The organism is Pseudalkalibacillus hwajinpoensis, assembly GCF_015234585.1.
Taxonomy (GTDB): domain Bacteria; phylum Bacillota; class Bacilli; order Bacillales; family Guptibacillaceae; genus Guptibacillus; species Guptibacillus hwajinpoensis_B.
On sequence record NZ_JADFCM010000008.1, the window covers coordinates 1,094,325 to 1,120,596 of the forward strand.

Annotated in this window: 21 protein-coding genes; 20 read left to right on the top strand and 1 reads right to left on the bottom strand. The window is 41.5% G+C overall.

Annotation, left to right across the window (positions count from 1 at the left end):
* The first annotated feature begins 89 nt into the window (after positions 1-89).
* The 10 genes from IQ283_RS17375 to IQ283_RS17420 all read left to right on the top strand — a co-directional run bounded on the left by IQ283_RS17375 (position 90) and on the right by IQ283_RS17420 (position 12,882).
* Complete coding sequence (locus IQ283_RS17375; RefSeq protein ID WP_194221363.1) at positions 90-986, top strand: aspartate carbamoyltransferase catalytic subunit; 897 nt, start codon at positions 90-92, stop codon at positions 984-986.
* Positions 986-2,266, top strand: a complete 1,281-nt coding sequence (locus IQ283_RS17380) for a dihydroorotase (RefSeq protein ID WP_194221364.1) — start codon at positions 986-988, stop codon at positions 2,264-2,266. Before IQ283_RS17375 ends, IQ283_RS17380 begins: the two co-directional genes overlap by 1 nt.
* A complete protein-coding gene (locus tag IQ283_RS17385) occupies positions 2,266-3,354 on the top strand; it encodes a carbamoyl phosphate synthase small subunit (RefSeq protein ID WP_194221365.1) in 1,089 nt (362 codons plus the stop codon). The genes IQ283_RS17380 and IQ283_RS17385 overlap by 1 nt, the downstream gene beginning before the upstream one ends.
* Complete coding sequence (carB, locus tag IQ283_RS17390; protein ID WP_194221366.1) at positions 3,347-6,556, top strand: carbamoyl-phosphate synthase large subunit; 3,210 nt, start codon at positions 3,347-3,349, stop codon at positions 6,554-6,556. Before IQ283_RS17385 ends, carB begins: the two co-directional genes overlap by 8 nt.
* The gene (locus IQ283_RS17395) at positions 6,553-7,320 is read left to right on the top strand and encodes a dihydroorotate dehydrogenase electron transfer subunit (RefSeq protein WP_194221367.1); all 768 of its coding nucleotides are present in this window, start codon (positions 6,553-6,555) and stop codon (positions 7,318-7,320) included. Before carB ends, IQ283_RS17395 begins: the two co-directional genes overlap by 4 nt.
* Complete coding sequence (locus IQ283_RS17400; protein WP_194221368.1) at positions 7,317-8,258, top strand: dihydroorotate dehydrogenase; 942 nt, start codon at positions 7,317-7,319, stop codon at positions 8,256-8,258. Before IQ283_RS17395 ends, IQ283_RS17400 begins: the two co-directional genes overlap by 4 nt.
* Positions 8,231-8,956, top strand: a complete 726-nt coding sequence (pyrF, locus tag IQ283_RS17405) for an orotidine-5'-phosphate decarboxylase (RefSeq protein WP_194221369.1) — start codon at positions 8,231-8,233, stop codon at positions 8,954-8,956. The genes IQ283_RS17400 and pyrF overlap by 28 nt, the downstream gene beginning before the upstream one ends.
* Positions 8,940-9,587 (top strand): orotate phosphoribosyltransferase, encoded by a 648-nt coding sequence (gene pyrE, locus IQ283_RS17410; RefSeq protein ID WP_194221370.1) that lies wholly within the window; start codon positions 8,940-8,942, stop codon positions 9,585-9,587. Before pyrF ends, pyrE begins: the two co-directional genes overlap by 17 nt.
* Before the next feature lie 10 nt (positions 9,588-9,597).
* Positions 9,598-10,254, top strand: coding sequence for a class I SAM-dependent methyltransferase (locus IQ283_RS17415; protein ID WP_194221371.1), 657 nt, complete (start codon positions 9,598-9,600; stop codon positions 10,252-10,254).
* A gap of 516 nt (positions 10,255-10,770) precedes the next feature.
* Entirely contained in the window at positions 10,771-12,882 is a 2,112-nt protein-coding gene (locus tag IQ283_RS17420) for a bifunctional glycosyltransferase/CDP-glycerol:glycerophosphate glycerophosphotransferase (protein WP_194221372.1), read from the top strand.
* A 148-nt stretch (positions 12,883-13,030) separates the two neighbouring features.
* On the opposite strand, the gene IQ283_RS17425 is transcribed toward IQ283_RS17420, so the two are convergent.
* On the bottom strand, positions 13,031-14,728 hold the full coding sequence (locus IQ283_RS17425; RefSeq protein WP_194221373.1) for an Rqc2 family fibronectin-binding protein: 1,698 nt from the start codon (positions 14,726-14,728) through the stop codon (positions 13,031-13,033).
* A 115-nt stretch (positions 14,729-14,843) separates the two neighbouring features.
* Here IQ283_RS17425 and IQ283_RS17430 point away from each other — a divergent pair, with 115 nt between their 5' ends.
* From IQ283_RS17430 to rsmB, 10 genes are all read left to right on the top strand, one after another.
* Complete coding sequence (locus IQ283_RS17430) at positions 14,844-17,528, top strand: calcium-translocating P-type ATPase, SERCA-type (protein WP_194221374.1); 2,685 nt, start codon at positions 14,844-14,846, stop codon at positions 17,526-17,528.
* A 106-nt stretch (positions 17,529-17,634) separates the two neighbouring features.
* Positions 17,635-18,510, top strand: coding sequence for a YicC/YloC family endoribonuclease (locus IQ283_RS17435; RefSeq protein WP_194221375.1), 876 nt, complete (start codon positions 17,635-17,637; stop codon positions 18,508-18,510).
* 69 nt (positions 18,511-18,579) lie between these two features.
* Positions 18,580-18,840 (top strand): extracellular matrix/biofilm regulator RemA, encoded by a 261-nt coding sequence (remA, locus tag IQ283_RS17440; protein ID WP_159782328.1) that lies wholly within the window; start codon positions 18,580-18,582, stop codon positions 18,838-18,840.
* Positions 18,841-18,862: 22 nt separating this feature from the next.
* Positions 18,863-19,474: a guanylate kinase gene (gene gmk / locus IQ283_RS17445; protein ID WP_194221376.1), complete on the top strand. Its 612-nt coding sequence runs from the start codon at positions 18,863-18,865 to the stop codon at positions 19,472-19,474.
* A gap of 2 nt (positions 19,475-19,476) precedes the next feature.
* Positions 19,477-19,683, top strand: coding sequence for a DNA-directed RNA polymerase subunit omega (gene rpoZ, locus IQ283_RS17450; RefSeq protein ID WP_202407214.1), 207 nt, complete (start codon positions 19,477-19,479; stop codon positions 19,681-19,683).
* Positions 19,684-19,825: 142 nt separating this feature from the next.
* On the top strand, positions 19,826-21,028 hold the full coding sequence (coaBC, locus tag IQ283_RS17455; protein WP_194222284.1) for a bifunctional phosphopantothenoylcysteine decarboxylase/phosphopantothenate--cysteine ligase CoaBC: 1,203 nt from the start codon (positions 19,826-19,828) through the stop codon (positions 21,026-21,028).
* On the top strand, positions 21,025-23,427 hold the full coding sequence (priA, locus tag IQ283_RS17460; RefSeq protein ID WP_194221377.1) for a primosomal protein N': 2,403 nt from the start codon (positions 21,025-21,027) through the stop codon (positions 23,425-23,427). The genes coaBC and priA overlap by 4 nt, the downstream gene beginning before the upstream one ends.
* Before the next feature lie 21 nt (positions 23,428-23,448).
* A complete protein-coding gene (gene def, locus IQ283_RS17465; protein WP_194221378.1) occupies positions 23,449-23,925 on the top strand; it encodes a peptide deformylase in 477 nt (158 codons plus the stop codon).
* A gap of 2 nt (positions 23,926-23,927) precedes the next feature.
* Complete coding sequence (fmt, locus tag IQ283_RS17470) at positions 23,928-24,866, top strand: methionyl-tRNA formyltransferase (RefSeq protein WP_194221379.1); 939 nt, start codon at positions 23,928-23,930, stop codon at positions 24,864-24,866.
* A 1-nt stretch (position 24,867) separates the two neighbouring features.
* Complete coding sequence (rsmB, locus tag IQ283_RS17475) at positions 24,868-26,202, top strand: 16S rRNA (cytosine(967)-C(5))-methyltransferase RsmB (protein ID WP_194221380.1); 1,335 nt, start codon at positions 24,868-24,870, stop codon at positions 26,200-26,202.
* The last annotated feature ends 70 nt before the right edge of the window (positions 26,203-26,272 follow it).

Genomic DNA, 26,272 nt, shown 5'->3' on the forward strand with positions numbered 1-26,272 from the left:
GTTTACTTAAACGCGTCTAACCTTCTGCACCCTGACAACGCTCAGGGTGTTTTTTTTGAGAAAAATATTAACGAAACGGAGTGAGTGATGTGAAGCATTTACTTGATATGACCTCTCTTACATTAGATGAAATTCATGAAATTTTACTGCAGGCTGAACGTTTTAAAAATGGAAAAAGTATTCAAAGACAGGAGCCAGTGTTTATAGCGAATCTTTTCTTCGAACCGTCAACCCGAACAAGATTTAGCTTTGAGGTAGCAGAGAAGCGACTTGGATATGAGGTGTTGAATTTTGAAACGTCATCATCAAGCGTTCAAAAAGGGGAGACGCTATACGACACTATTAAAACCCTTGAATCTATTGGGGCAAGTGCTGTAGTCGTAAGGCACAAAGATGAGAAGTATTTCGAACCGCTACTTGAGAAAACGTCCATGTCCATCATTAATGCTGGCGATGGATGCGGGCATCACCCAACCCAATCGCTACTAGATCTCCTAACGATTCGTCAAGAATTCAAGCGATTTGAAGGTCTAAACGTTGTGATCGCTGGTGATATAAAGCACAGCAGGGTAGCGCGGTCAAATGCGAACGTATTAAGTAGGCTAGGTGCAAAAGTGAGTTTTTCGGGCCCCCGTGAATGGCAAGATGAAACAATGAATGAATACCCATACGTCACAATGGATGAAGCGGTTGAACAGGCGGATGTCCTCATGCTACTCCGCATTCAAAATGAACGCCATGCAAGAAGAAGCGATACTGATTCTTACCTCCAATCATTCGGCTTAACGGTAGAGCGAGAAAGACGTATGAAGAAACACAGCATTATCATGCATCCTGCGCCGGTTAATCGAGGCGTTGAAATTGATACATCATTAGTGGAATGTGAACGCTCAAGAATTTTTAAACAAATGGAAAACGGTGTTTACGTACGAATGGCCTGCTTGAATTTGGTCCTACAACCTAATAAGAAAGGAATGGTCGTGTAATGCTAATCCAAAACGCGAAACTACTTAATAAATCTGGAGAATTGATGGAGCGCGATGTTCTTATCAATCAAGAAGGTCAAATTGAAACAATCGCAAAGAGCATTGAAAAGGGTGAGTACGAAACCTTTGATGCGAAAGGGAACCTCCTAGTTCCAGGGCTCGTTGATCTTCACGTGCACTTAAGAGAACCGGGAGGAGAGCATAAAGAAACGATTGAAACAGGTACTAAAGCAGCGGCGAAAGGCGGATTTACAACAATCGCAGCTATGCCGAATACAAGACCTGTACCAGACAATGAAGAAATGATGCAAACGTTAATGAAACGTATCAAAGAAACGGCAAGTGTTCGCGTCCTACCATACGGAGCGATTACAACAAGACAGCTAGGTCAAGAGCTTACGAATTTTGAAGGGTTGAAAACAAACGGTGCGTTTGCTTTAACAGATGATGGCGTTGGTGTTCAAGATGCAGGAATGATGTTAGAAGCGATGAAGCGAGCGGCAGCTAGTAACCTAGCAATTGTTGCCCATTGTGAAGAAAACACGTTGATAAACGGAGGAAGCGTTCATGAAGGTCATTTCTCAAAAGAGAATGGACTAAATGGTATTCCATCGGTTTGTGAGGCGGTACATATTGCAAGAGACGTTCTGCTCGCTGAAGCAGCAGGCGTTCATTATCATGTTTGCCACATTAGTACGAAGGAGTCCGTCCGTACTGTACGCGATGCGAAGCGGGCTGGCATTAACGTAACAGCTGAAGTAACACCACATCATCTCCTTTTATCAGAAGATGATATACCGGGACTTGATACGCATTACAAGATGAACCCGCCTCTTCGATCAAAAGAAGATCGAGAAGCACTTATCGAAGGTTTACTTGACGGCACAATTGACTTTATTGCAACGGATCATGCCCCTCATTCAGAGGAAGAAAAAGCACAGTCAATGGAAAAAGCGCCATTCGGCATTGTAGGGTTGGAAACAGCTTTTCCGCTGTTATTCACCCATTTTGTTGAGAAAGGGACCTTTACACTCAAGCAACTTGTGGATTGGTTAACGGTGAAACCAGCGCAGGCATTTGGACTTGAATACGGCACTCTCGAAATAGGTGCACTAGCGGATATGACAATTATCGATTTAACAGAGCAAAAGGACATTAATCCAGAGTTATTTGTTTCGAAAGGAAAGAATACCCCATTTAATGGATGGACTTGTAAAGGATGGCCAACGGCAACAGTTGTCAATGGCAAAATCGTGTTTGAAAAGGGGAGCGATCAATGATGAGAAGACAGCTGATATTAGAAGATGGATCCGTTTTTGTAGGGAAAGCATTCGGTAGTGACATTGAGAAAAGTGGTGAGGTTGTTTTCAACACAGGCATGACGGGCTATCAGGAAATTTTGTCCGATCCATCCTATTGTGCTCAAATCGTCACGCTAACCTATCCGTTGATCGGAAACTACGGCATAAACAGAGATGATTTCGAATCAATAAACCCATCTGTACACGGTCTTATTGTGAAAGAAGCAACAGAAGTACCAAGCTACTGGAGAAATGAAATGACGCTTGATGAATTGCTTCGTGTGAAAGGCATTCCTGGACTTGAAGGAATTGACACAAGGAAGCTAACAAAGCTGATCCGCTCAAATGGAACGTTAAAAGGAAAAATGTGTAGCATGGATGTTGATCCAGAGAAGATTGCGCGTGATCTAAGAGATACACCATTGAAAAGGGACCAGGTACAGCAGGTATCCATTAAAGCACCTTATGCAAGTCCAGGTCGTGGATTCCGCATCGTTCTTGTCGATTTTGGAATGAAGCACGGCATTTTAAGAGAACTAACAAAACGGAAATGTGATGTTGTTGTTGTCCCATACAATACGTCGGCAGAAGAAATTCTGCGCCTAAATCCTGATGGCGTGATGCTAAGTAATGGCCCTGGCGATCCAAAAGATGTTCCTGAAGGAGTGGACATGATTAACGGCATTCTCGGTAAAATTCCGCTCTTTGGCATTTGCCTAGGTCACCAACTCTTTGCTCTTGCCTGCGGAGCGGATTCAGAGAAAATGAAATTTGGTCATAGAGGGTCCAATCATCCCGTAATGGATTTAACAACAAAACGGGTCGCGATTACTTCGCAAAATCATGGTTATACGATTGCTGCTGAAACGTTAGAGAATACCAACCTTGAAGTCACACATGTTGCCGTAAACGATGGTTCCATTGAAGGCGTCAAGCATACGAATGAACCAGCTTTTAGTGTGCAATACCATCCAGAAGCATCACCTGGACCAGAAGATTCCAATGAACTTTTTGACGACTTTATCTCGATGATTACAACATTCAAGGGGGAAAAAACATATGCCTAAACGTACAGATATTAAGAAAATCCTTGTGATCGGATCTGGACCGATTGTCATCGGGCAAGCAGCAGAATTTGACTATGCAGGAACGCAGGCATGTCAGGCGTTAAAAGAAGAGGGTTATGAAGTAATTCTAGTAAACTCAAATCCTGCAACAATTATGACGGATACCACAATCGCGGACGAAGTATACATCGAGCCACTAACGCTTGATTTTGTTAGCCGTATTATTCGAAAAGAACGACCAGATGCTCTTCTTGCAACACTTGGAGGGCAAACTGGACTGAATATGGCAATGGAATTATCAGAAGCGGGCGTTTTAAAAGACTATGAAGTAGAACTTTTAGGTACGAAACTTGATGCGATTCAGCAGGCAGAGGATCGAGATTTGTTTCGTACGCTCATGAATGAGTTAAACGAGCCAGTTCCTGAAAGTGATATTATTCATAACCTTGAGGAAGCTTATCGATTTGTGAATCGAATTGGATACCCGGTTATTGTACGTCCTGCCTATACGCTTGGTGGTACAGGCGGTGGAATCGTGAACAACGATGAAGAATTAGAAGAAATTGTTTCAAGTGGCCTAAAATACAGCCCGGTTACGCAGTGTCTTCTCGAAAAAAGCATTGCTGGGTTTAAAGAAGTCGAGTATGAAGTGATGAGAGATGGTCAAGATCAAGCGATCGTTGTATGTAACATGGAGAATATCGATCCTGTTGGAATCCATACAGGTGACTCCATCGTCGTAGCGCCGAGTCAGACCCTATCTGACCGAGACTATCAAATGCTACGTAACGTAGCGCTAAAAGTCATTCGCGCACTAAAAATCGAGGGGGGCTGTAACATTCAGCTCGCTCTTGATCCATACAGCTTCCAATATTACATCATAGAAGTAAATCCTAGAGTAAGTCGTTCTTCCGCTCTTGCATCTAAAGCAACGGGTTACCCGATTGCCAAGCTTGCAGCGAAAATCGCGGTGGGGCTCTCTCTTGCTGAAATGAAAAATCCTGTTACAGGAAAAACATATGCAAGCTTCGAACCAGCTTTAGACTATGTTGTATCTAAGATTCCAAGATGGCCATTTGATAAATTCGAAAGTGCAAATCGCAAGTTAGGAACGCAAATGAAGGCAACAGGTGAAGTGATGGCAATCGGCCGTACACTTGAAGAATCACTACTAAAAGCGGTTCGCTCACTGGAATCGAACGTTAGTCACCTTACTATTCCTGAACTAGCTGATCTTGATGAAGAAACGATGGAGAGAAGAATTCGCTTTGCGGACGATGAGCGCATCTTCGTTGTAGCAGAAGCATTCAGACGAGGAAAAACGATAAAAGAAATTCATGATTGGAGCAAAATTGATCATTATTTCCTCGTCAAAATGCAAGGAATCATTGAGCTTGAAAACAAGTTGAAAGAAAACAAAGGAAATCTCGATCTTTTGCTTGAAGCAAAGCAAAAAGGGTTCTCAGATCATATCATTGCAACCCTCTGGGATCAAACGGAGCTTGAAATCTATGAACTACGAACGCGAGAAGCCATCCGTCCCGTTTACAAAATGGTTGATACGTGTGCGGGCGAATTTGAATCTGAAACGCCTTATTACTACTCCACTTATGAAGATGAGAATGAATCACTTGAAACACCAAAAGAGAGTGTGCTCGTACTAGGTTCGGGGCCAATTCGAATCGGCCAGGGGATTGAATTTGATTACGCAACGGTGCACAGCGTTTGGGCCATTCGTGAAGCGGGTTATGAAGCCATTATCATTAATAATAACCCGGAGACTGTATCTACTGATTTCAGCATCTCAGATAAGCTTTATTTTGAACCATTAACTGTTGAAGACGTGATGCATGTGATTGATCTTGAGAAGCCTAAAGGCGTAGTCGTTCAGTTCGGAGGTCAGACGGCTATAAATCTAGCGGACGAACTATCAGCTCGAGGGGTGAAAATCCTTGGAACATCGTTAGAAGATATGGATCGAGCGGAGAATCGCGACAAATTCGAAATGGCGATGGCAGAGCTGAACATCCCTCAACCAGAAGGGAAGACAGCAACTTCCGTTGATCAAGCAGTTGCCATTGCTGAGCGAATTGGCTATCCTGTCCTCGTTCGCCCATCCTATGTACTCGGCGGAAGAGCAATGGAAATTGTGTATAAGGAAAGCGAACTGCTTCATTACATGGAAAATGCCGTTAAGGTTAATCCGCAGCACCCAGTCTTAATCGATCGGTATTTGATGGGGAAAGAAATTGAAGTTGATGCGATCTCTGACGGAGAAACCGTATTTATTCCAGGTATTATGGAACACATCGAGCGTGCAGGGATTCACTCTGGGGATTCGATTGCAGTATACCCTCCACAGAGCTTATCTAGTGAGGTGAAACAAACGCTCATTGATCAGACAATCGCTCTTGCGAGAGGTTTGAAGATCAAAGGTCTCCTTAATATCCAATATGTTATTCAAAATGAACAGGTGTATGTGCTTGAAGTAAATCCGCGCTCAAGTCGGACGGTACCATTCTTAAGTAAAATTACAGGGGTACCGATGGCGAACATAGCAACAAAAGTGATTCTAGGAGCATCGCTTGAATCACTTGGTTACGAAACAGGGTATGGAACAGAGCGAGACGATGTATATGTAAAAGTGCCGGTCTTCTCATTTGCTAAACTGCGCCGCGTTGATATTACGCTCGGGCCTGAAATGAAATCAACAGGCGAAGTGATGGGGCGCGATTACACACTGGAGAAAGCTCTATATAAAGGGCTCGTTGCTTCAGGTATGAAGATTCCAACTCACGGCTCAGTGTTATTCACAATCGCGGACAAAGATAAAGAAGAAGCGATCGATATTGTGAAGCGTTTCAATGCGATCGGCTATCACATTCTGGCGACAGAAGGAACAGCTCACATCATACGTGATCTTGGAATACCTGTGACAGTCGTCAATAAAATTGGGGCAGAAAAGCCGAATTTACTACACGTCATTCGTGAAGGTCAGGCACAATTTGTTATTAATACGCTCACTAGAGGAAAGCAACCGGCTCGTGACGGCTTCCGTATTCGAAGAGAGTCAGTTGAAAACGGAGTTGTGTGCTTTACATCTCTTGATACAGCAAGAGCTCTGCTTCGCGTTATTGAAACAATGACCTTTACAAGCACAAGCATGCCGAAGTTTCACGAAAAAGAAGTGGTTCGTTCATGAGACAGTTAAAAACCGAGCTCGTGTCCCAAAAAGAAATTGCAGCTTCGATTTATGAAGCAGTAGTTTTCCATAAGGAGATTGATGAAAGCTTCCAACCTGGACAATTTGTTCATGTAAAAGCTGGCTTCGGTTCAGATCCACTTCTCAGAAGGCCGATTAGCATTTGTCGTATTGATCCTAAAAAGCATGAGTTGACGATGATCTACCGAGCAGAAGGAAAAGGAACGAAAGTTTTATCTGAGATGGTGCCGGGGGTTGAGGTTGACCTCCTCGGCCCGCTCGGTAAAGGGTTTCCGGTTGATAAAACAATGGAGGGAGATACGGCTTTGCTTGTAGGAGGCGGTATCGGCGTGCCCCCCCTTTATTATCTTTCGCAAGAATTAACGAAGCGCGGCGTCAATGTGAAGCACATAAATGGCTTTCAAACGAGCTCAGTAGTTTTTTATGAAGAGAAGTTTAAAGCATTAGGCCCTGTCACGATTACAACAGCGGATGGAACGTATGGGGAAGCAGGGTTTGTAACAAATCAGCTTGATATGGAAGCAGATTATCTCTTTGCCTGTGGTCCATCTCCAATGTTAAAAGCGCTAGAAAACTATCATGCAAAAAAGGGCGTGTACCTCTCCCTTGAACAGCGAATGGGCTGTGGAATTGGTGCCTGTCTTGCGTGCGTTTGTCATGTACAGGGAGACGAAACAGGCTTTGCTTATCGAAAAGTTTGTAGTGACGGTCCGGTATTTCAAGCAGGGGAGGTTGTCCTATGAGCCGATTAGGAATTCAGCTACCAGGTCTTGACTTAAAGAATCCGATTATGCCAGCTTCTGGCTGCTTTGGATTTGGTAGAGAGTACAGTCAATTTTACAAACTAGATCAGCTTGGAGCCATTATGGTAAAAGCGACCACCAATGAGCCTAGATTCGGAAACCCTACACCTCGTGTAGCAGAAACGACGTCAGGCATGTTAAACGCTATCGGTCTCCAGAACCCTGGCCTTGAGCGTGTCATGACAGAAGAATTACCATGGTTATCACAATTTGATGTGCCAATTATTGCGAATGTCGCCGGATCTACAATTGAAGATTATGTGGCCGTGGCTAAACGGATTTCTAAAGCACCGAACGTTCATGCGCTAGAGTTAAACATTTCTTGCCCCAATGTGAAGGAAGGCGGACTTGCATTTGGAACGGTACCAGAAACAGCATATGACGTAACTAAAGCTGTAAAAGACGTATCGTCAGTTCCTGTTTACGTCAAGCTCTCACCGAACGTGACAGATATTGTGGAAATGGCAAAAGTAGTTGAGCGTGCTGGAGCGGATGGGTTAACGATGATCAACACGCTTCTCGGAATGCGAATTGACTTGAAAACCGGTAAGCCAATCCTTGCAAATGGGGCTGGTGGCTTATCAGGTCCTGCCATTAAGCCTGTTGCCATTCGTATGATTCATCAAGTAAGTCAACAAGTAAATATCCCAATTATCGGTATGGGCGGGGTGCAGACTCCTGAAGATGTAGTGGAATATTTTCTTGCTGGAGCAAGCGCTGTAGCGGTTGGAACAGCAAACTTCGTTGACCCATTTATTTGTCCTAACATTATTGAGTCTTTACCAGCATTGCTTGATGAGTTAGGTGTTCACCATATTTCAGAGCTTACGGGAAGGAGTTGGAAATCGGAATGGAATCTTCAATCATCCTCGCATTAGATTTTTCTAGAAAAGATGAGCTAGATGATTTCCTTGCGCTATTTGAGCGGGAAAAGCTTTTCGTTAAAGTTGGTATGGAAGCATACTATCAACATGGACCTAAGTTAGTAGATGAATTAAAGCAGCAAGGTCACGATGTTTTTCTTGATTTGAAACTTCATGATATTCCAAATACCGTCCAAAAGGCGATGAAAGGATTAGCCGGTCTTGGTGTTGATTTGATCAATGTTCATGCTAGTGGAGGGTCGCGTATGATGAAGGCGGCAATAGAAGGGCTTGAATCAGGTACGAGCTCAGGGCAAAAGCGCCCGCTTTGCATCGGCGTTACGCAATTAACAAGTACGTCAGAAGAGATGCTTCGAAAAGAATTGCAAATCACTGGAAATATGAAGAATAGCGTTGTTTCTCTCGCCAATCTTGCAAGAGAAAGTGGGCTTGATGGTGTTGTGAGCTCAGCACTCGAAGTCCCGATGATAAAAGAAGCTTGTGGCGATCGTTTTCTAACGGTAACTCCTGGGATTAGACTCGAAGGGGATATGGCTGGTGATCAAAACCGCGTCTGCTCACCAAAGAAAGCACGGTCTCTAGGAAGTGATTTCATAGTCGTAGGACGCAGCGTAACTGGAGCGAAGAATCCATTAGCGGCATATGACATACTAAAATCTGAATGGAGGAATTCATATGAAATCAATCGCTAAAGCCTTATTGGAAATTGAGGCAGTGAGTCTACAGCCGAATAACCCATTTACGTGGTCCTCAGGATTATTATCACCAATTTACTGTGATAACCGTTTAACACTTTCATATCCAAAGGTAAGAAAAGAAATTGCCCGTGGGCTTGCTACTATGGTGAAGGAAAAATACCCTGATGCAGAAGTGATTGCTGGAACAGCAACAGCTGGGATTCCTCATGCTGCGTGGGTAAGCGACGTATTAGATCTACCAATGGTTTACGTTCGGGGAAGCGCAAAGGGGCATGGAAAAGGGAATGTTATTGAAGGAAAAGTAGATGATGGTCAAAAAGTTGTGGTAATTGAAGATTTGGTTTCAACTGGTGGCAGTGCCATTGATGCTGTGAAGCAATTACAATCTGCAGGAGCGAATGTTCTCGGTGTGGCCGCGATCTTTACATATGGGATGAAAAAAGGGGCAGAGCAGTTCGCTGCTGAACGAATTGCCTGGGAGACCCTTACCAATTTCGATGAATTGTTAACAAGCGCCGTTGAAACAGGTATGATTGAGGAAAGAGAGGTTCAATCACTGCTTCACTGGCGCGACAATCCATCTTCAACAGAATGGTTGGAGCAGTTGAAAGATCTCTCCGTTTAGGAGGGGTAAGATGAGAAAAATGCAAGGAGAAGAGTTCGATTCGCTCGTATCCTTTTTTGATGATATGGCTAGAACAAAATGGCTTGGAGCTGTTCACGATGAATTAAAACAAGCTTCAGGATCATGGGAAGGGAAGTCAGTTCTAGATGTAGGGTGTGGAACAGGAAGACTTCTTCTTCGTGGCGTCGAGGAAGCGAGTATGCTGACAGGTGTTGATTTATCATCTGAAATGGTGAAGGCAAGCAAACAGAATTTCTTCTTTTTAAATCGAGCGAATAAAAGTCACTTTTCAGAAGATGACGCATGCAATCTTTCGTTTAACGATGACACGTTTGATTTGTCTCTATCAACGTGCGTTATGTTCCTTTTACCAGAGCCTGAAGCAGGTATGAAAGAAATGATGCGGGTTACAAAAGAAGACGGTAGGATTGTTATGTTAAATCCATCTCTTCAAATGGACCAAATGGCTGCTTTCGAGTATGCAAAAAAGCATGGAATGAGCGGTTTTGAACAAACATCACTGTTAAAGTGGTCGAACGTTTCAACGAAAAGACATCGCTATACACCAGAACAGCTAAGCGAGAAGCTGAAAGGGCTTGGTGCGAAGGAAACGAAACATGTAGAAGTGCTTGATGGGTTAGCGATTATTACGGTTGCAGTATTATAATAAATGACTGTTTTCGAAAGCAGTGTTACTGAGCGGGGGAATTTCCGCTCCAATCAGCGAAGTGTGATTCTTTATACAATTTTTTCAAAAGCTACAATCTCTGAGAATAAAGCCTAATAAATAAAAGGTTCCCGCTAGTTACTTTAGCAGGAACCTTTTTATTGTGAAAAGGTTAATTTCTATTTTGATTTTCGGCAGAGTCAAATATTAATAATGTTCTCTAACATAATCATAATATAGGATGTTGAATAATTGTAAATTTCATAACGATATTATTAAAGTTTTTACGGTTATTTACTTTAATGTAATAAATAAAACAAAAATTTACAAAAAGATTAAGCTATGGTAATCTAGTAAATTGAGTCCTCATATGTTATAAAAAGGGTTTTATGCCAAAAAGATAGTTGAATTAATTGTATAAAATACCCTAATAAGAACCAACATGAAAATCGATAGTGATTTTGAAAAAATGGAGTATAACAGTGAACTCAAAATCATAGATAAAGGTGAAATGTCATGAAAAATAAAATATCAATTATCATTCCTGTGTACAATACAGAAGTTTACTTGGAAAATTGTATTGAATCATTAATCAATCAAGCCTATTCCAATTGGGAGGCTATTTTGATTAACGATGGATCAACGGATAATAGTCTATCGATTATTAGTAATTATGAAAAACAAGATTCTCGAATAAAATCCATAGATTTAAAAGTTAATAAAGGAGTAGCGCATGCCCGAAACACTGGATTAGATGTGGCGACAGGAGAGTTTATCTACTTTTTAGATAGTGACGATAGTTTAGATCAATATGCTCTAGGTCTTCTTATTAGCAACATAACCCATCATGAAGTTATATTTGGTTCATTCAACAAACAAAATAAAAAAGCCAACCTCACTTTACCTGTTAAACATCGAATTAAATATTCAAAATCTAAATTTCGAAATGAATCTGTACTTAATCGATTGTTTAGACGTACGTTAGTTGATGAACTAAATCTACGTTTTGATGAGGACTACAGATACTATAGTGATTTAACATTTTTGTTACCTCTCCTTGACTATTTCAAAACCGTACCTACGATAACAGGCTATATTTATAAAAAACAATGGCGAAAAGACCCAGATTCTCCCGAGTCATTAACACAACACGATGACGTAGCTAAAATAAAAGAATATGTGGAGAGATTTCATAAACTAACAGAAGTGTACTCAGAGAATCCAAAAGCCATTAAATTTCTATGCAATCAGTTCGTTTCTTATTATTGTCAATACGTGATCTTCGTTCTTCAAGAACAAGACATCTATTCAGAAGTTCTGGAGGATTTATCGTCAGTCGTCCAATTTATAGATACCCATTCTTATTCTAGAAGAATTAGTTTCTTTATTAAAAGAGAGCTAAAAGCGATCAGAAATAAAGATGAGAAAAAGCTTAGGAAGCTACTGAAACTGCATAAAGTTTTAAGAATAACTTCAAGATCACTAAAAGGTCGCCAAAAACTTTATCGAACGTTATACAACTATGTATTTACTAAGCTACCAATGCAAAACAAAACAATCGTATTTGAAAGCTTCTTAGGAAAAAATTATTCAGATAGTCCTAAAAACATTTATGAAGAGCTCATTAACGAAAATAAGGACTATAATTATATTTGGGTTTTCGCTAAACCAGGTAAAGAAATACCGGGTAATGCTAAGCAAGTGAAACGACTATCATTAGCTTATTTCTATTACATGGCGCGGGCAAAATATTGGGTTTCGAATTCTCGGATTCCAAAAGCTTTAAAGAAACGAGAGGGAAATATCTACCTTCAAACGTGGCATGGCACACCATTAAAGAAACTAGTGTTTGATATGAATGATGTTCATTCAGCCAATCCAAATTATAAAGCAGACTTTTATGAACAATCTAGAAGATGGGATTATTTAATTTCAGCAAATTCTTATTCCAGTGAGATATTTCAGCGTGCGTTTAAATTTAACAATCGCATGTTTGAATATGGCTATCCTAGAAATGATATATTACACAGTGATAACAAAACACACCTTATGGAAAGATTTAAAACGCAGTTAAATATTCCATTAGATAAAAAGGTCATATTATATGCACCTACTTGGCGCGATGACGAATTTTATAAACCTGGTCAATACAAGTTTTCGTTAAGATTTGATCTTGAGCGATTGCAAGAAGAATTAGGTGATGAGTATGTGGTGCTTCTTCGAACACATTACTTTATAGCCGATCATCTTAATACTGAAGATTTTGAAGGATTTGCTTTCAATGTTTCTAAGTATGATGATATCTCAGAATTATATCTCATAGCCGATATCTTAATCACAGATTATTCATCTGTGTTCTTTGACTATGCAAACTTGAAACGACCAATTCTTTTCTTCACATATGATTTAGAAAAATATCGTGATACCTTAAGGGGATTTTATATTGATATGGAGTCTGAATTACCTGGGCCGTTAGTGTTTACAAACGATGAGATTATTGATTCGATTAAAAACATTGATCAGGTAAAAGAACAATATCAAGCGAAATATGATCTATTCTATGATCGTTTCTGTGGGTGGGAGCATGGAGATGCTTCTAAGAAAATTTCTGGAGAAGTATTCAGCTGATACTCTGAACTTCTAACTCAATATAGAAGATTAATCTAGGTGAAATTGAGTACTCCTGGTAATAGAAGAAATCTTTTAGTATGAATAAAAAAGAAGGGCTGATCGCTATACAATTGCGATCAGCCCTTCTTTCGTTATGAATTTGAAATTACTTCTTCATCCTAAATATCAAATCCTGATCAGGTGTTACATAAAGAGTGTTTTGTTGATCATACGTCACAAACCCTGGCTTGGCACCGTTTGGTTTTTTGACATGACGTACTTCGGTATAATCAACCGGCACTGAACCAGATTCGCGTGCTTTACTGAAATAGGCGGCAAGGTTGGCTGCTTCAAGGAGCGTTTCCTCCGTGTATTCTTTCGTTCGAATCACCACGTGAGATCCCGGAATATCCTTCGTATGAAGCCACGTTTCTCCTCGAGCAGCAAGCTTATTCGTCAAATACTCATTTTGCTTGTTGTTCTTCCCAACGAGTATTTCCGTACCATCTGACGAGACGTAAGCGTCAAGCTGAGGTTTCGTTGGTTTGGATTTCTTCTTTTTACGACGTTTCTTAATGTATCCTTCTTCTTCAAGCTCTTCACGTATCTCCTCTATGTCACGTGGGGAGGCCGAGGTTAATTGTTGAATCAGCTGTTCCAGATACGCAATTTCTTGATGGGCCATGCTGATTTGTTCTTCAAGAACAGATATCGAATTCTTTGCTTTGCTGTATCTTTTGAAATAGGCTTGAGCGTTTTCAGAAGGTGTTTTCTGAGGATTCAACTCAATGAGAACTGTTCCACCATCTTCATCATAATAGTTGATTACTTCTACCTTTTTATCCCCGCGCTTCACCATATGCATGTTTGCTGTCAACAGTTCGCCAAGTAGTTGATACGTATCGGCTTCCTGTGCCTGCTGAATCGTACGAGTGATCTTTTGAATTTTCTTCTCGTTTTTCTTTAATTCATTTGAAAGAAAACGCTCTAGATCATTCGACTGCTGCTTTACGCGATCTCTGTCAGCTTTTCCATAGTAGAAGCGGTCGAGCAGTTCGCTAGCAGATTCAAATTCTCTTTTTTCTCCTGATAAGTGAGACAGCTCAACAACAGAGAAGAATTCTTTCGCTTCTGTTACCATTTGTGGCTTGTAGTGATGTTGCTCTAGCTTTTGGAAGACATCAAAGAAGGCTTCCGGTAGAGTTGTGCGGTTAGCCAGTCCTGCCCTGTGAATCACTTCTTTTGCAATCAGTGGTGAAAGTCCACCGAAAGCTTGAACGAGCTGTTGGCTTAGTTTACCTGCATTGAAATCAATTTGTCTTAGAAAATCATCTCTCGTTAAGCCGAACGGTGAAATTTTGTTCTGTGCAGGAGGTGCAATATAATCCTGCCCTGGAAGAACCGTCCGGTGTCTGTTTACAGACGGTGAAAGATGCTTAATGCTATCTAAAATCATATTTGATTCGTTAAGTAGAATAACGTTACTATGACGCCCCATAATTTCAGCTACTAACGTTCTTGTTGTTAAGTCACCAAGATCATTACGTGCTTTAAATGTGACGTGAATGATGCGTTCATTTTCGATTTGTTTAATCTCTTCTACAATACTACCTTCTAAGTGCTTACGAAGAAGCATGCAGAACATTGGAGGCTCCTTTGGATTTGCATAGGATTCCTGTGTTGTTTGAATTCTTGCATAAGATGGATTCGCCGATAATAACAGCTGATGATTTTTACCACCTGAACGAATAACAAGTAATAAATCAGTTGCATAAGGCTGATAGATCTTCGTAACTCGTCCACCTTTTAACAATTCATTTGTTTCGTGTGCAACGGCTCTCATTACCATACCGTCAAAAGACATATTGTTCACCTACATTCCTATCAATAGACATTATTCTTAGTATAGCATTTTTTTGAGCTTGTCTGAATATAGATGAATTATTAGGGAGATTACGTGCAGGATCGGGGTGGAGAAAATGAATTGGTATAACATGACAAAAGCGGAAGTGAAAGAGGAATTAGAGACAAGCGATGAAGGGATTAGCTCAAAAGAAGCGGTCCAAAGAAGAAAGACATTTGGATTGAATCAGCTCGATGAAGTAGAAAGGCCATCTATGATTTTAATCTTCTTAGCCCAATTTAAAGATTTTATGGTCGTTGTGCTTCTTGCAGCTACGTTGATTTCCGGTTTACTTGGAGAGTATCTCGATGCCATTGCTATTATCCTAATCATTTTAATGAATGGGATACTCGGCTTTGTTCAAGAGCGAAAAGCAGAGAAGTCTCTCCAAGCGTTGAAACAGTTGTCATCTCCAAAGATGAGGGTCCTTCGTGATGGAGAATGGACAACAATTCAAGCTTCAGAAGCTGTTATCGGAGATATGGTACGAATGGAAAGTGGAGATCGAATTGGAGCAGATGTGCGATTTTTTTCTTGTCAGGGCTTGCTTATTGAAGAATCCGCCTTAACGGGGGAGTCATTGCCAGTTAACAAACATCCAGAGCCGATCCCGGATGAACATCCTGGGCTAGGGGATCAGCACAATATGGGATTCATGGGCACGCTCGTTACGAAGGGAAAAGGGATTGGCATTGTAACAGCAACAGGAATGAAGACCGAAATGGGAAAGATCGCTCACTTAATTCAATCAGCGGATACGATGGAAACGCCTCTTCAACATCGACTCGAACAGCTGGGTAAAATCTTAATCGCAGCAGCGCTTATGTTAACAGCGTTAGTTGTCGTCCTTGGGATCATTCAAGGCCGCGATGTATATAGCATGTTTTTAGCTGGTGTATCGCTTGCTGTGGCAGCAATTCCTGAGGGATTGCCAGCGATTGTGACCATTGCGCTTGCGATCGGCATGCAGAGAATGAGTAAACGGAAAGCGATTGTTCGTAAACTACCGTCTGTTGAAACACTTGGATGTGCGACAGTCATTTGTTCTGATAAGACAGGAACACTTACACAAAATAAAATGATGGTTACAAAACTGTGGGCTGGAGGGGAAACGTGGGATGTGACCGGATCGGGGTATTCTCCTTACGGTGACTTTTTTAAAGGGAATACGCGTGTCTACTCAGATGATGAACGGTCTTTGAAGCAACTTCTGACGTTTGGTCTTCTTTGTAGTAATGCAAGAGTGATAGAGAAAAAGGGTGAATATGTTCTTGATGGAGATCCAACTGAAGGAGCACTTGTTGCCGCTGCGATGAAGGCTGGGTTAACAGAGGATGTAAGAGAAGAAGAGTTTACCATCATTCAAGAGTTTCCCTTTGATTCTAATCGGAAAATGATGAGTATGATTGTGGAAGATTCTTCGGGTAAACGCTATGTCATTGCCAAAGGGGCACCGGATATTGTTTTAAAGCAATGTGAATCAGTTCTTTGGAGTGAGAAGAAAGCGCCATTACGCAAAAGCTATGAGAAACAAATTCAGGAGCAGCTTGATACGTTTGGTAGTTTAGCTCTAAGAACTATTGCAGTTGCTTTTAAGCCGATACAAAATGAAGAGAATATGCTACATAGCGTTCAGGCTGAATCTCGCTTAACATTTGTCGGTTTAGAAGGTATGATCGATCCTCCACGGGAAGAAGTGAAGCAAGCAGTTGCAGATTGTAAAACAGCAGGCATCAAAACGATCATGATCACAGGGGACCATGTGACAACAGCAAAAGCGATTGCTCTTAACCTGGGGATTCTACCAGAGCGTGGCAAAGTAATGGAAGGAAGTAAGCTATCGACATTGACAGTAGAAGAACTAGAAAATCAAGTTGAAGACATCTATGTTTTTGCTCGTGTGTCGCCTGAACATAAATTAAAGATTGTAAAAGCCCTCCAAAATAAAGGGCATGTTGTCGCAATGACAGGGGATGGAGTAAATGATGCTCCGGCTATTAAGGCATCTAATATCGGTATTGCAATGGGACAAACAGGAACTGATGTTGCAAAAGAATCGTCATCGCTCATTTTAAGCGATGATAATTTTGCTACAATACGAGACGCAGTTGAAGAAGGAAGAAACATATACGAGAATATTAGAAAATTCATTCGCTATTTATTAGCATCTAATGTAGGCGAAATTCTCGTCATGCTATTTGCTATCTTGCTCATGCTGCCGCTTCCTCTCGTACCCATTCAAATTCTATGGGTGAACCTCGTTACAGACGGGTTGCCAGCAATGGCACTTGGACTTGATCCTGCAGAGGGTAACGTCATGAAGCGAGACCCACGCAAGCCGAAAGAAGGCGTATTTGCAAGAGGGTTAGGTTGGAAAATCATTTCTAGAGGGATTATGATCGGAGCATGTACATTAGCAGCGTTTATGATCTGTTACAATGAAAACCCAAATGACCTCGTTCAAGCGCAAACTGTAGCTTTTTCAACGCTCGTTCTTGCGCAATTAATCCATGTTTTTGACTGTCGAAGCGAACGGTCGATTTTTCACCGAAATCCATTTGAGAATAAAGCGTTGGTTCTTGCTGTCCTATCTTCCGTTGGCTTGCTTCTGGCAGTAATCTACTATGAACCATTACAACCGATTTTCCATACAACTTATTTATCGATGAGAGAATGGATGTTAATTCTTGTCTTTTCAAGCATTCCAACATTTCTCCTGGCTGGAACAACACTCTTTAGAAGAAAACATAGCAGAGGGTAGCCCCCTCTGTTTTTCTGTTGTAGCACGTATAGTCGAGAGAGATATCCCTTTGTTTCGGTTTGATGAAGTGGTACAATTGGTTAGAATAGCTAATGGATGTGATAATATGGTTAAGAGCATGACCGGGTTTGGCAGAGCGTCAAATGTATATGAGGGTGTTCAAGTAACAATCGAAATGAAGTCTGTGAATCACCGCTACTTTGATGGAACATTTCGCATGCCAAAAGCAGTCTTTCATCTAGAAGGTAAGATGAAGAAGGCGATTCAGAGCTATGTCAATCGTGGGAAAATCGAACTTTATTTAACCATCGATGGAGCTGATTTTCAATCATCTGATGTTCAAGTAGATTGGCACTTGCTAGATCAATACATAACGATTTTGAAACAAGCTACAGAACGCTATCATTTGAAAGAAGATTTGTCAGCTTCTACCATGATGAATCTGAATGTTTTTCAAGTGAATGAAAAGGAGCATAACATCGATCAGCTTGAGGAATCGATTTTTTATACGCTAAATCAAGCTATTCATAAGCTCGTTGAGATGCGTCAGATCGAAGGAAAGGCACTTGATCAAGATATACGCCGAAAACTTGCGAACATGAATGATCAAATGACTTCTATTTCACTCCTTTCTCATGAAGTAACGACAGCCTTTGAGAACAGGATCCGCACAAAGCTTGAAAGTTTTAAAGAATTAGATGAAGTGGATGAAGCCCGGATATTATCTGAAGTAGCTTTTCTTGCAGATAAAGCGAGTATAGATGAAGAAATCATCAGGCTCCGTAGTCATCTGGCCCAATTCCATGATATTCTTAGTAGTGATGGTGTCGTTGGAAGGAAACTTGATTTCTTAGTACAGGAAATCAATAGGGAGCTGAATACGATCGGTTCCAAGTCTCAACACCATAAGATCAGCCAGCATATTGTTGATCTTAAGAGCGAAGTGGAAAAGGTTCGTGAACAGGTTCAAAATATTGAATAGCCTGAACGCTTTGTTTAAAATCACCTTACTGGTGTAAAAATAGAATCGTGATTCCTGGGAGGAACGACCATGAGTATTAAATTAATCAATATCGGATTCGGCAACATTGTGAATGCGAATCGAATTGTCTCAATTGTTAGTCCAGAATCGGCACCAATCAAACGAATCATTACTGTTGCAAGGGACCGCAATATGCTTGTGGATGCAACATACGGACGAAGAACACGAGCTGTTATTATCTCTGATAGCGACCATGTTATTCTTTCGGCAGTCCAGCCTGAAACAGTAGCTCAGCGTCTAGTAAACAAAGACGAGCTTTCAGACGAGTAGCATCAATTAAGTGGAGGTAAGTATGGAAAAAGAACGTGGATTGTTAATTGTTCTATCAGGCCCATCTGGTGTCGGAAAAGGAACAGTCAGAAAAGCATTCATGCAAAATGCGGCTGAAGTACAGTATTCGATTTCTGTTACAACCCGTAAACCGCGTGAAGGTGAAGTGAACGGCGTCGATTATTTCTTTAAATCTCATGAGGAATTTGAAGAGATGATCGAGAATAATAAGCTACTCGAATATGCCCATTACGTTGGCAATTATTACGGTACGCCTGTTGACTATGTGGAAGAGACATTGCAGTCAGGTAGAGATGTGCTACTTGAAATTGAAGTTCAGGGAGCAAAGCAAGTACGAAAGCATTTTCCTGAAGGAGCTTTCATTTTCTTAATGCCTCCTAGTTTAACAGAGCTTAGAAATCGCATCGTAAACCGCGGTACGGAATCAAATGATTTAATTGATAACCGTATGGGCGTAGCGAAAGAGGAAATCGAATTGATTGATGAATACGATTATATCGTTGAAAATGATCAAGTTGAATTAGCTTGCGAGCGAATTCGTGCTATTATTACAGCAGAGCACCTAAGACGTGATCGTCTTGCACATAAATATAAGAATGTAACGGAGGTTTAATTATGATTTTATACCCATCGATTGACTCACTAATGGACCGCATTGATTCAAAGTACACACTTGCAACACTTTCAGCTAAGCGTGCACGCACGATTCAACAAACTGGTAATGTTTATGTTGATCGTCCAAAGTCCGTTAAGGCTGTTGGCAAAGCGCTTGAAGAAGTGCTTGATGGCAAACTACTTGCTGATGGAATGATAGAAGACTGATTAAGAAGTAACAACCTATGAGAATAGGTTGTTATTTTTTTCTTGATTCTATAGAGAGAATTCCATTACGATCGCCATAATTATCAAGGTGACGATATTTATATTATGTTAACTAATAAGATGGAAGGTGAATCTGGTGAGTATCAAAGGGAAGAAAATTTTGCTTTGTGTGAGCGGTGGAATTGCGGTGTTTAAAGCAGCGGCACTTACGAGCAAGCTGTATCAAACAGGTGCAGAAGTAAAAGTGTTAATGACAGATTCAGCGACTGAATTCGTAACGCCGTTAACATTCCAAACGTTATCCCGAAATGATGTGTATCGAGATACGTTCGAAGAAAAAGATCCAGCTTCAGTTGCTCATATTGATCTGGCAGATTGGGCCGATCTCGTCTTGATTGCGCCTGCAACAGCGAACATGATTGGTAAGCTAGCTAATGGAATTGCAGATGACATGATGTCCACCACATTACTTGCTACAGAGGCGGCGGTCTTTGTAGCCCCTGCCATGAACGTTCATATGTACGATCATCCTGCGGTGAAAAAGAATATGGATATACTGCGCTCCTTCAACTGTCATTTTCTTGAGCCAGGAGAAGGTTTACTCGCGTGCGGTTACGTTGGCAAAGGTCGGATGGCAGAACCAGAAGACATTCTCTCAACGCTCGAAACATATTTTCAAGATGATATAGGGGACTTGTCTGGAAAGAAAGTCGTCGTTACAGCAGGCCCAACTCGTGAAGCGGTTGATCCCGTTCGTTACTTTACAAATTATTCATCCGGGAAAATGGGCTTTGCTCTAGCCGAGCAGGCCGCGAAACGTGGCGCAGACGTCACGCTTGTAGCAGGTCCTGTTACGTTAACGACTCCTGAACGAGTTCAACGTATTAATGTGATAACAGCTGAAGAGATGTACCAAGCTGTCCTGTCAGCTTCTGCTGATGCTAATGTGATCATTAAGGCAGCTGCAGTTGCTGATTACCGTCCTTCTATGGTCTCTACTGAGAAAATGAAGAAGTCAGATGATGACATGGTCATAGAAATGGAGCGAACAAAAGATATTTTATGGACCCTTGGACAGCAGAAAAAGGACCAAATACTCGTCGGCTTTGCTGCTGAGTCAGAGCGGTTAGATGAATATGCTCTAAAGAAATTAGAAAAGAAAAACCTTGATCTTATCTGCGCGAATAACATTAAAGCGGAGGGAGCAGGTTTTGACAAAGATACAAACGTGATGACGCTCCTTAGAAAAGATGGTGAGCGAGTAGATCTTCCATTACAGTCAAAACATGAAGCCGCAAATCGAATATTGGATGAAGTGATACGTCTGGACGTGACTCATTCATGATCGCTAAAGTTATCGTTGACGTACCAGCAAATCAAACTGATCGTATGTTCGATTATGCTATTCCTGAAGAATGGGAGGAAATGATCGAACCTGGAATGAGGGTTGTCGTTCCTTTTGGTCCAAGAAAAATTCAGGGGTTCGTTATCTCTGTCGTTAGTGAATCAGAGCATGCAAAATTGAAGGAAATAAGTGAAGTGAAAGATGTTACGCCAGTGTTGACAAAAGAATTACTTGATCTTGGATTCTGGCTAACTGAAAAAGCACTTTGCTATGCCGTATCAGCTCTTCAAGTTATGTTACCTGCAGCGATGAAAGCGAATGTAACGAAATCAGTTGTGCTCGGAAACCGTTCGAATGAAGCGGCACCATGGCATCGCATGCTCACTTCTTCAAACGTTGTGAAGTGGGAAGACTTTCTCTCCCACTTTAGCCATAAGGAGTTAAATCGAGCTATCAAAAATGATGAGCTTGAAGTACGCTATGATGTGAAAGAGAAAACGGCGCCGAAAACAATCCTTTCTGTTTCCGCAGCTCTTAGTGAGGACCAACTTCAAAGCGAAAAAGAACAAATGGGTAATCGTGCGTTGAAACAGCAGGAAATTATTCAGCACTTTATTCAATATGAAGGCGCGGTTTCTTATAAAGAGCTCATGGATATGCTCGATACAACCCGGTCTACGATCAAATCGCTTGTGTCAAAAGGGATATTAAAGGAAGAAGAAGTGGAGCTTTATCGTGATCCTTATAAGGGTCGAGAGTTTACACCTTCAACTGCCCTAGACCTAACTGATCTTCAAGAACAAGCTATTACCCCAATTCTTCATAGCATTGAAAATCGTCATCACGAGACGTTTCTCATTCATGGCGTAACAGGGAGCGGGAAAACAGAGATCTATTTGCAATCGATTCATCGTGTGCTCGAACAAGGAAAAGAGGCAATTGTCCTCGTCCCTGAAATCTCATTAACACCACAAATGGTGACCAGATTCAAAAGTCGATTCGGTTCAGAAGTCGCTGTTTTACATAGCGGTCTTTCTCGGGGAGAAAAGTACGATGAATGGCGTAAAATTCATCGAAAAGAAGTGAAAGTAGTTGTTGGAGCACGTTCGGCGGTTTTTGCGCCTTTTACGAATCTTGGCATCATTATTATTGATGAGGAGCATGAGAGTAGCTACAAACAGGAAGAAAACCCAAGGTATCATGCGAGAGATGTAGCCATTAAGCGCGGAGAGCACTACGCGTGTCCCGTCGTACTAGGCAGTGCTACACCGTTACTCGAATCTTATGCAAGAGCGTCTAAAGGTGTCTATACACTCCTTGAATTATTAGAAAGAGTAAACAAGCAGGCAATGCCTGCTGTATCTATTGTCGATATGAGAGAAGAATTGCGAGCCGGCAACAGGTCGATGTTTTCAAATGATCTTTATGACAAATTGAAAGACCGACTTGAAAAAAAGGAGCAAACGGTTCTCTTTTTAAATCGAAGAGGATATTCAACATTCATCATGTGTCGGGACTGTGGGTATGTGGCGGAATGTCCTCATTGCGATATCAGCTTAACGTATCACAAAATCAATGGAACAATGCGGTGCCACTATTGTGGCCATGAAGAATCCTTTCCAAGCCGCTGTCCTGAATGTGAAAGCGAGCATATTCGCTTCTTTGGGACAGGCACGCAGCGAGTGGAAGAAGAACTTACGAAAATTCTTCCGGAAGCTCGGGTTGTTCGAATGGACGTTGATACGACAAGGAGAAAAGGAGCGCATGAGAAGCTCCTGAACCAATTTGGAGAAGGAAAAGCAGATATTCTACTTGGTACTCAAATGATCGCAAAAGGTCTTGATTTTCCGAACGTAACGCTCGTTGGTGTTTTAGCGGGTGATGCAATGCTCCATCTACCTGATTTTCGTGCTTCTGAGAAAACGTTCCAGTTGCTCACGCAAGTTAGTGGACGTGCCGGGCGTCACCTGCTTCCGGGAGAGGTAATCGTTCAATCATACACGCCAGAACATTACAGTATTGAAATGGCAGCTGATCATGACTACCAGTCGTTTTATAAGCGTGAGATGCTAACAAGAAAACAATTTGGCTATCCGCCGTTTTACTTTCTTGCCATGGTGAACGTCTCACACGAAGAGCTAACGAAAACGGTTGATGTGACCGAGAAAATTGCGGGCTATTTAAAGGATCATTTATCCAAAGCTAGTGTGGTTCTCGGTCCTGTTGCTTCACCTATCCCACGGATCAAAGATAGATATCGTTATCAATGCATGATAAAATACAAAACTGAACCGAACTTACATCATCATTTAAAAGAAATCCAAAAGCACTTTTCGAAGGAAATTAGCCGCGGAGGACTGCAGCTGTCCATTGATACCCAGCCTTATATGATGATGTAGAATGTGAAAGGGAGTATATGAGTGGCTATTAGAGATATTGTATTGCACCCGAATGAGGTGCTTGAAGTGGAATGCGCGCCTGTCGAGCATTTCGATAAAGAATTGCATCAGTTGCTTGATGATATGTTTGAGACAATGTATCAAGCAGATGGAGTGGGTCTAGCTGCTCCGCAAATTGGCATTAAACAGCAAGTCGCAGTTGTTGATACGAGAGAGGAAGAAGCTTTAGAATTAATCAATCCTAAGATCGTGAAGGCTTCTGGTAAAGAGGTGGATCTAGAAGGTTGTTTAAGTTTTCCTGGATTATTTGGAGAAGTTGAACGCCCGTATACGATCACACTAAAAGCGCAAAATCGTTTTGGACGTGAATTCAAACTGAAAGCAGAGGGGTTCTTTGCGAGAGCGATTCAGCATGAAATCGATCATCTTCATGGCGTGCTTTTTACTGAGAAGGTTATTCGGTATGTCGATCCTGAACAGGAAGGAGAGAGTGAGTAACGATGACGAAAATTGTATTTATGGGTACACCAGATTTTTCAGTTCCTGTTCTTGATATGCTTGTAGAAGAAGGTTATAGCATTGTTGGTGTAGTGACACAACCAGATCGTCCAAAAGGCAGAAAAAGAGTGCTTACGCCTCCTCCTGTTAAGGTGGCTGCAGAAAAGCATGGACTTCCGGTGTTACAACCTGAGAAAGTGAAAGACCCTGCACAGCTTCAGCCTATTCTAGATTTAGAACCTGATTTGATCGTAACGGCTGCATTTGGACAAATTCTACCAAAACAGCTGCTTGATGCACCGAAATACGGTTGTATTAATGTTCATGCGTCATTGCTACCTGAGCTTCGCGGAGGCGCACCGATTCATTACTCCATCCTTCAGGGGAAAAAAGAAACGGGCATTACGATCATGTATATGGTTGAGAAATTGGACGCAGGCGATATCCTAACACAGTCCGTTGTCCCTATTGAAGAACGTGACAATACTGGAACACTTCATGATAAATTAAGTATTTCAGGCTCTGAGCTTTTGAAAGAAACGTTGCCAAAGCTTCTAAATGGTGAATTAACTCCTGTACAGCAAAACGATGAAGAGGCTACTTTTGCCCCTAACATTAAACGAGAGCAGGAGAAGATCGACTGGACGAAGACTGGTGAAGAAATTTATAACCATGTACGTGGATTGCATCCATGGCCAGTCGCGTTTACAGAGTATGATGGAAAAGTGATGAAGATTTGGTGGGCTGAGAAAGTAGAGAGTGCTGTGAAGGCAGATCCAGGTTCTGTTTTATATACGGATGCAGATGGTCCGGTCGTAGCAACAGGCAACTCAACAGCAATCAAGTTAACGGAGATTCAACCATCAGGCAAAAAACGTATGACATCCGCACAGTATTTACAAGCAAGAACATTCGAGAAAAATGAGAGATTTGGTGAATAGTATGACAAATGTAAGAGAAGCAGCACTTGATGTAATTGAAAAGATTAACAAAAACCAGGCATACAGCAATTTATTGCTGAATGAAACGATTAAGAAGCATAAGCTAAGCCGGAAAGATACAGGCTTATTAACAGAAATCGTATACGGTACGATTCAGCGAAAGAATACACTGGATTTCTACTTAGATGATTTTCTAACAAATCGTAAGAGAATCCAGACGTGGGTCATTTCTCTCTTGCAACTTTCACTTTATCAAATGGTTTATCTTGATCGTGTACCAGATCGCGCCATCATCCATGAGGCAGTTGAAATAGCAAAAAAACGTGGACACAAAGGCATTAGTGGAATGGTGAATGGGGTACTTCGCAATACCCAAAGAAAAGGACTGAAGAATCCTGAAGATATTGAAGATGTCGCGGAACGCATTTCCATTGCGAAAAGTCATCCGCTCTGGCTCGTCAAACGCTGGATTGATCAGCTTGGTGTGGAAGCGACAGAGGCGATGTGTGAAGAAAATCTTCTTTCTCCATATGTGACAGCGCGTGTGAATATAGTACGAACTTCTGTTGATCAAGTTATCGAAGACCTGAAAAAAGAGGGTGTTGAAGCTGTAGAAGGTAGTCTTTCAGTAGATGCCGTCAAGGTGATCCAGGGGAAAGTGCTTGATACTGAAGTGTATAAGCGCGGCGATTTAACCATTCAAGATGAAAGCTCGATGCTTGTTGCAAGAGCGCTTGGAATTGAGCCAGGTCAAAAAGTCCTCGACGCTTGTGCAGCTCCTGGTGGTAAATCTACTCATATTGCAGAAAGACTTAACGGATCAGGACATGTGAATTCACTTGATTTGCATCCTCATAAAGTTAAATTAATTAAAAAACAGGCACAGCGTCTTAATCTCCGCGCTATTGAAGCAGAAACGCTCGACAGTAGAAACGTTGCCGATCGGTTCAAGTCAAAATCATTTGATCGTATTCTTGTTGATGCGCCGTGTACAGGCTTCGGAGTGCTAAGAAGAAAACCAGACATTAAGTGGTCAAAGAAAGAAGATGACATTGAGCGGATTACAAGTGTTCAGAAAGGCATCCTTGCTTCTCAAGCTTCTCTTTTAAAACCAGGTGGAAAAATGGTTTACAGTACGTGTACAATAGAAGGAGCAGAAAACCAGGAAGTGGTAAAACAGTTCCTTGAAGAGCATCCTGATTTTTCATTAGATGAATCATTCTCAAACCGATTACCAGAAAAAGTAAGAACGTATTGTGAAGATGGACAGTTACAGTTGCTACCACAGTATTTTGGTACGGATGGATTTTATATCGCGTGTTTAGTTAAAAAATAATGCTGAGTGCTGGTGAATCGTCTTGTAAAAGGCGATTCTTCCCGCATTCTTGTGATAAGAGGAGACGGGG

Excerpts from the sequence above, each read along its gene's own strand:
- pyrE (WP_194221370.1), top strand. The coding sequence starts at position 8,940 with ATGAAATCAATCGCTAAAGCCTTATTGGAAATTGAGGCAGTGAGTCTA.
- carB (WP_194221366.1), top strand. The coding sequence starts at position 3,347 with ATGCCTAAACGTACAGATATTAAGAAAATCCTTGTGATCGGATCTGGA.
- IQ283_RS17420 (WP_194221372.1), top strand. The coding sequence starts at position 10,771 with ATGAAAAATAAAATATCAATTATCATTCCTGTGTACAATACAGAAGTT.
- IQ283_RS17400 (WP_194221368.1), top strand. The coding sequence starts at position 7,317 with ATGAGCCGATTAGGAATTCAGCTACCAGGTCTTGACTTAAAGAATCCG.
- pyrF (WP_194221369.1), top strand. The coding sequence starts at position 8,231 with ATGGAATCTTCAATCATCCTCGCATTAGATTTTTCTAGAAAAGATGAG.
- IQ283_RS17425 (WP_194221373.1), bottom strand. The coding sequence starts at position 14,728 with ATGTCTTTTGACGGTATGGTAATGAGAGCCGTTGCACACGAAACAAAT.
- rpoZ (WP_202407214.1), top strand. The coding sequence starts at position 19,477 with ATGATTTTATACCCATCGATTGACTCACTAATGGACCGCATTGATTCA.
- remA (WP_159782328.1), top strand. The coding sequence starts at position 18,580 with ATGAGTATTAAATTAATCAATATCGGATTCGGCAACATTGTGAATGCG.
- fmt (WP_194221379.1), top strand. The coding sequence starts at position 23,928 with ATGACGAAAATTGTATTTATGGGTACACCAGATTTTTCAGTTCCTGTT.
- IQ283_RS17385 (WP_194221365.1), top strand. The coding sequence starts at position 2,266 with ATGAGAAGACAGCTGATATTAGAAGATGGATCCGTTTTTGTAGGGAAA.
- IQ283_RS17415 (WP_194221371.1), top strand. The coding sequence starts at position 9,598 with ATGAGAAAAATGCAAGGAGAAGAGTTCGATTCGCTCGTATCCTTTTTT.
- rsmB (WP_194221380.1), top strand. The coding sequence starts at position 24,868 with ATGACAAATGTAAGAGAAGCAGCACTTGATGTAATTGAAAAGATTAAC.
- IQ283_RS17395 (WP_194221367.1), top strand. The coding sequence starts at position 6,553 with ATGAGACAGTTAAAAACCGAGCTCGTGTCCCAAAAAGAAATTGCAGCT.
- IQ283_RS17430 (WP_194221374.1), top strand. The coding sequence starts at position 14,844 with ATGAATTGGTATAACATGACAAAAGCGGAAGTGAAAGAGGAATTAGAG.
- IQ283_RS17435 (WP_194221375.1), top strand. The coding sequence starts at position 17,635 with ATGGTTAAGAGCATGACCGGGTTTGGCAGAGCGTCAAATGTATATGAG.
- IQ283_RS17380 (WP_194221364.1), top strand. The coding sequence starts at position 986 with ATGCTAATCCAAAACGCGAAACTACTTAATAAATCTGGAGAATTGATG.
- gmk (WP_194221376.1), top strand. The coding sequence starts at position 18,863 with ATGGAAAAAGAACGTGGATTGTTAATTGTTCTATCAGGCCCATCTGGT.
- priA (WP_194221377.1), top strand. The coding sequence starts at position 21,025 with ATGATCGCTAAAGTTATCGTTGACGTACCAGCAAATCAAACTGATCGT.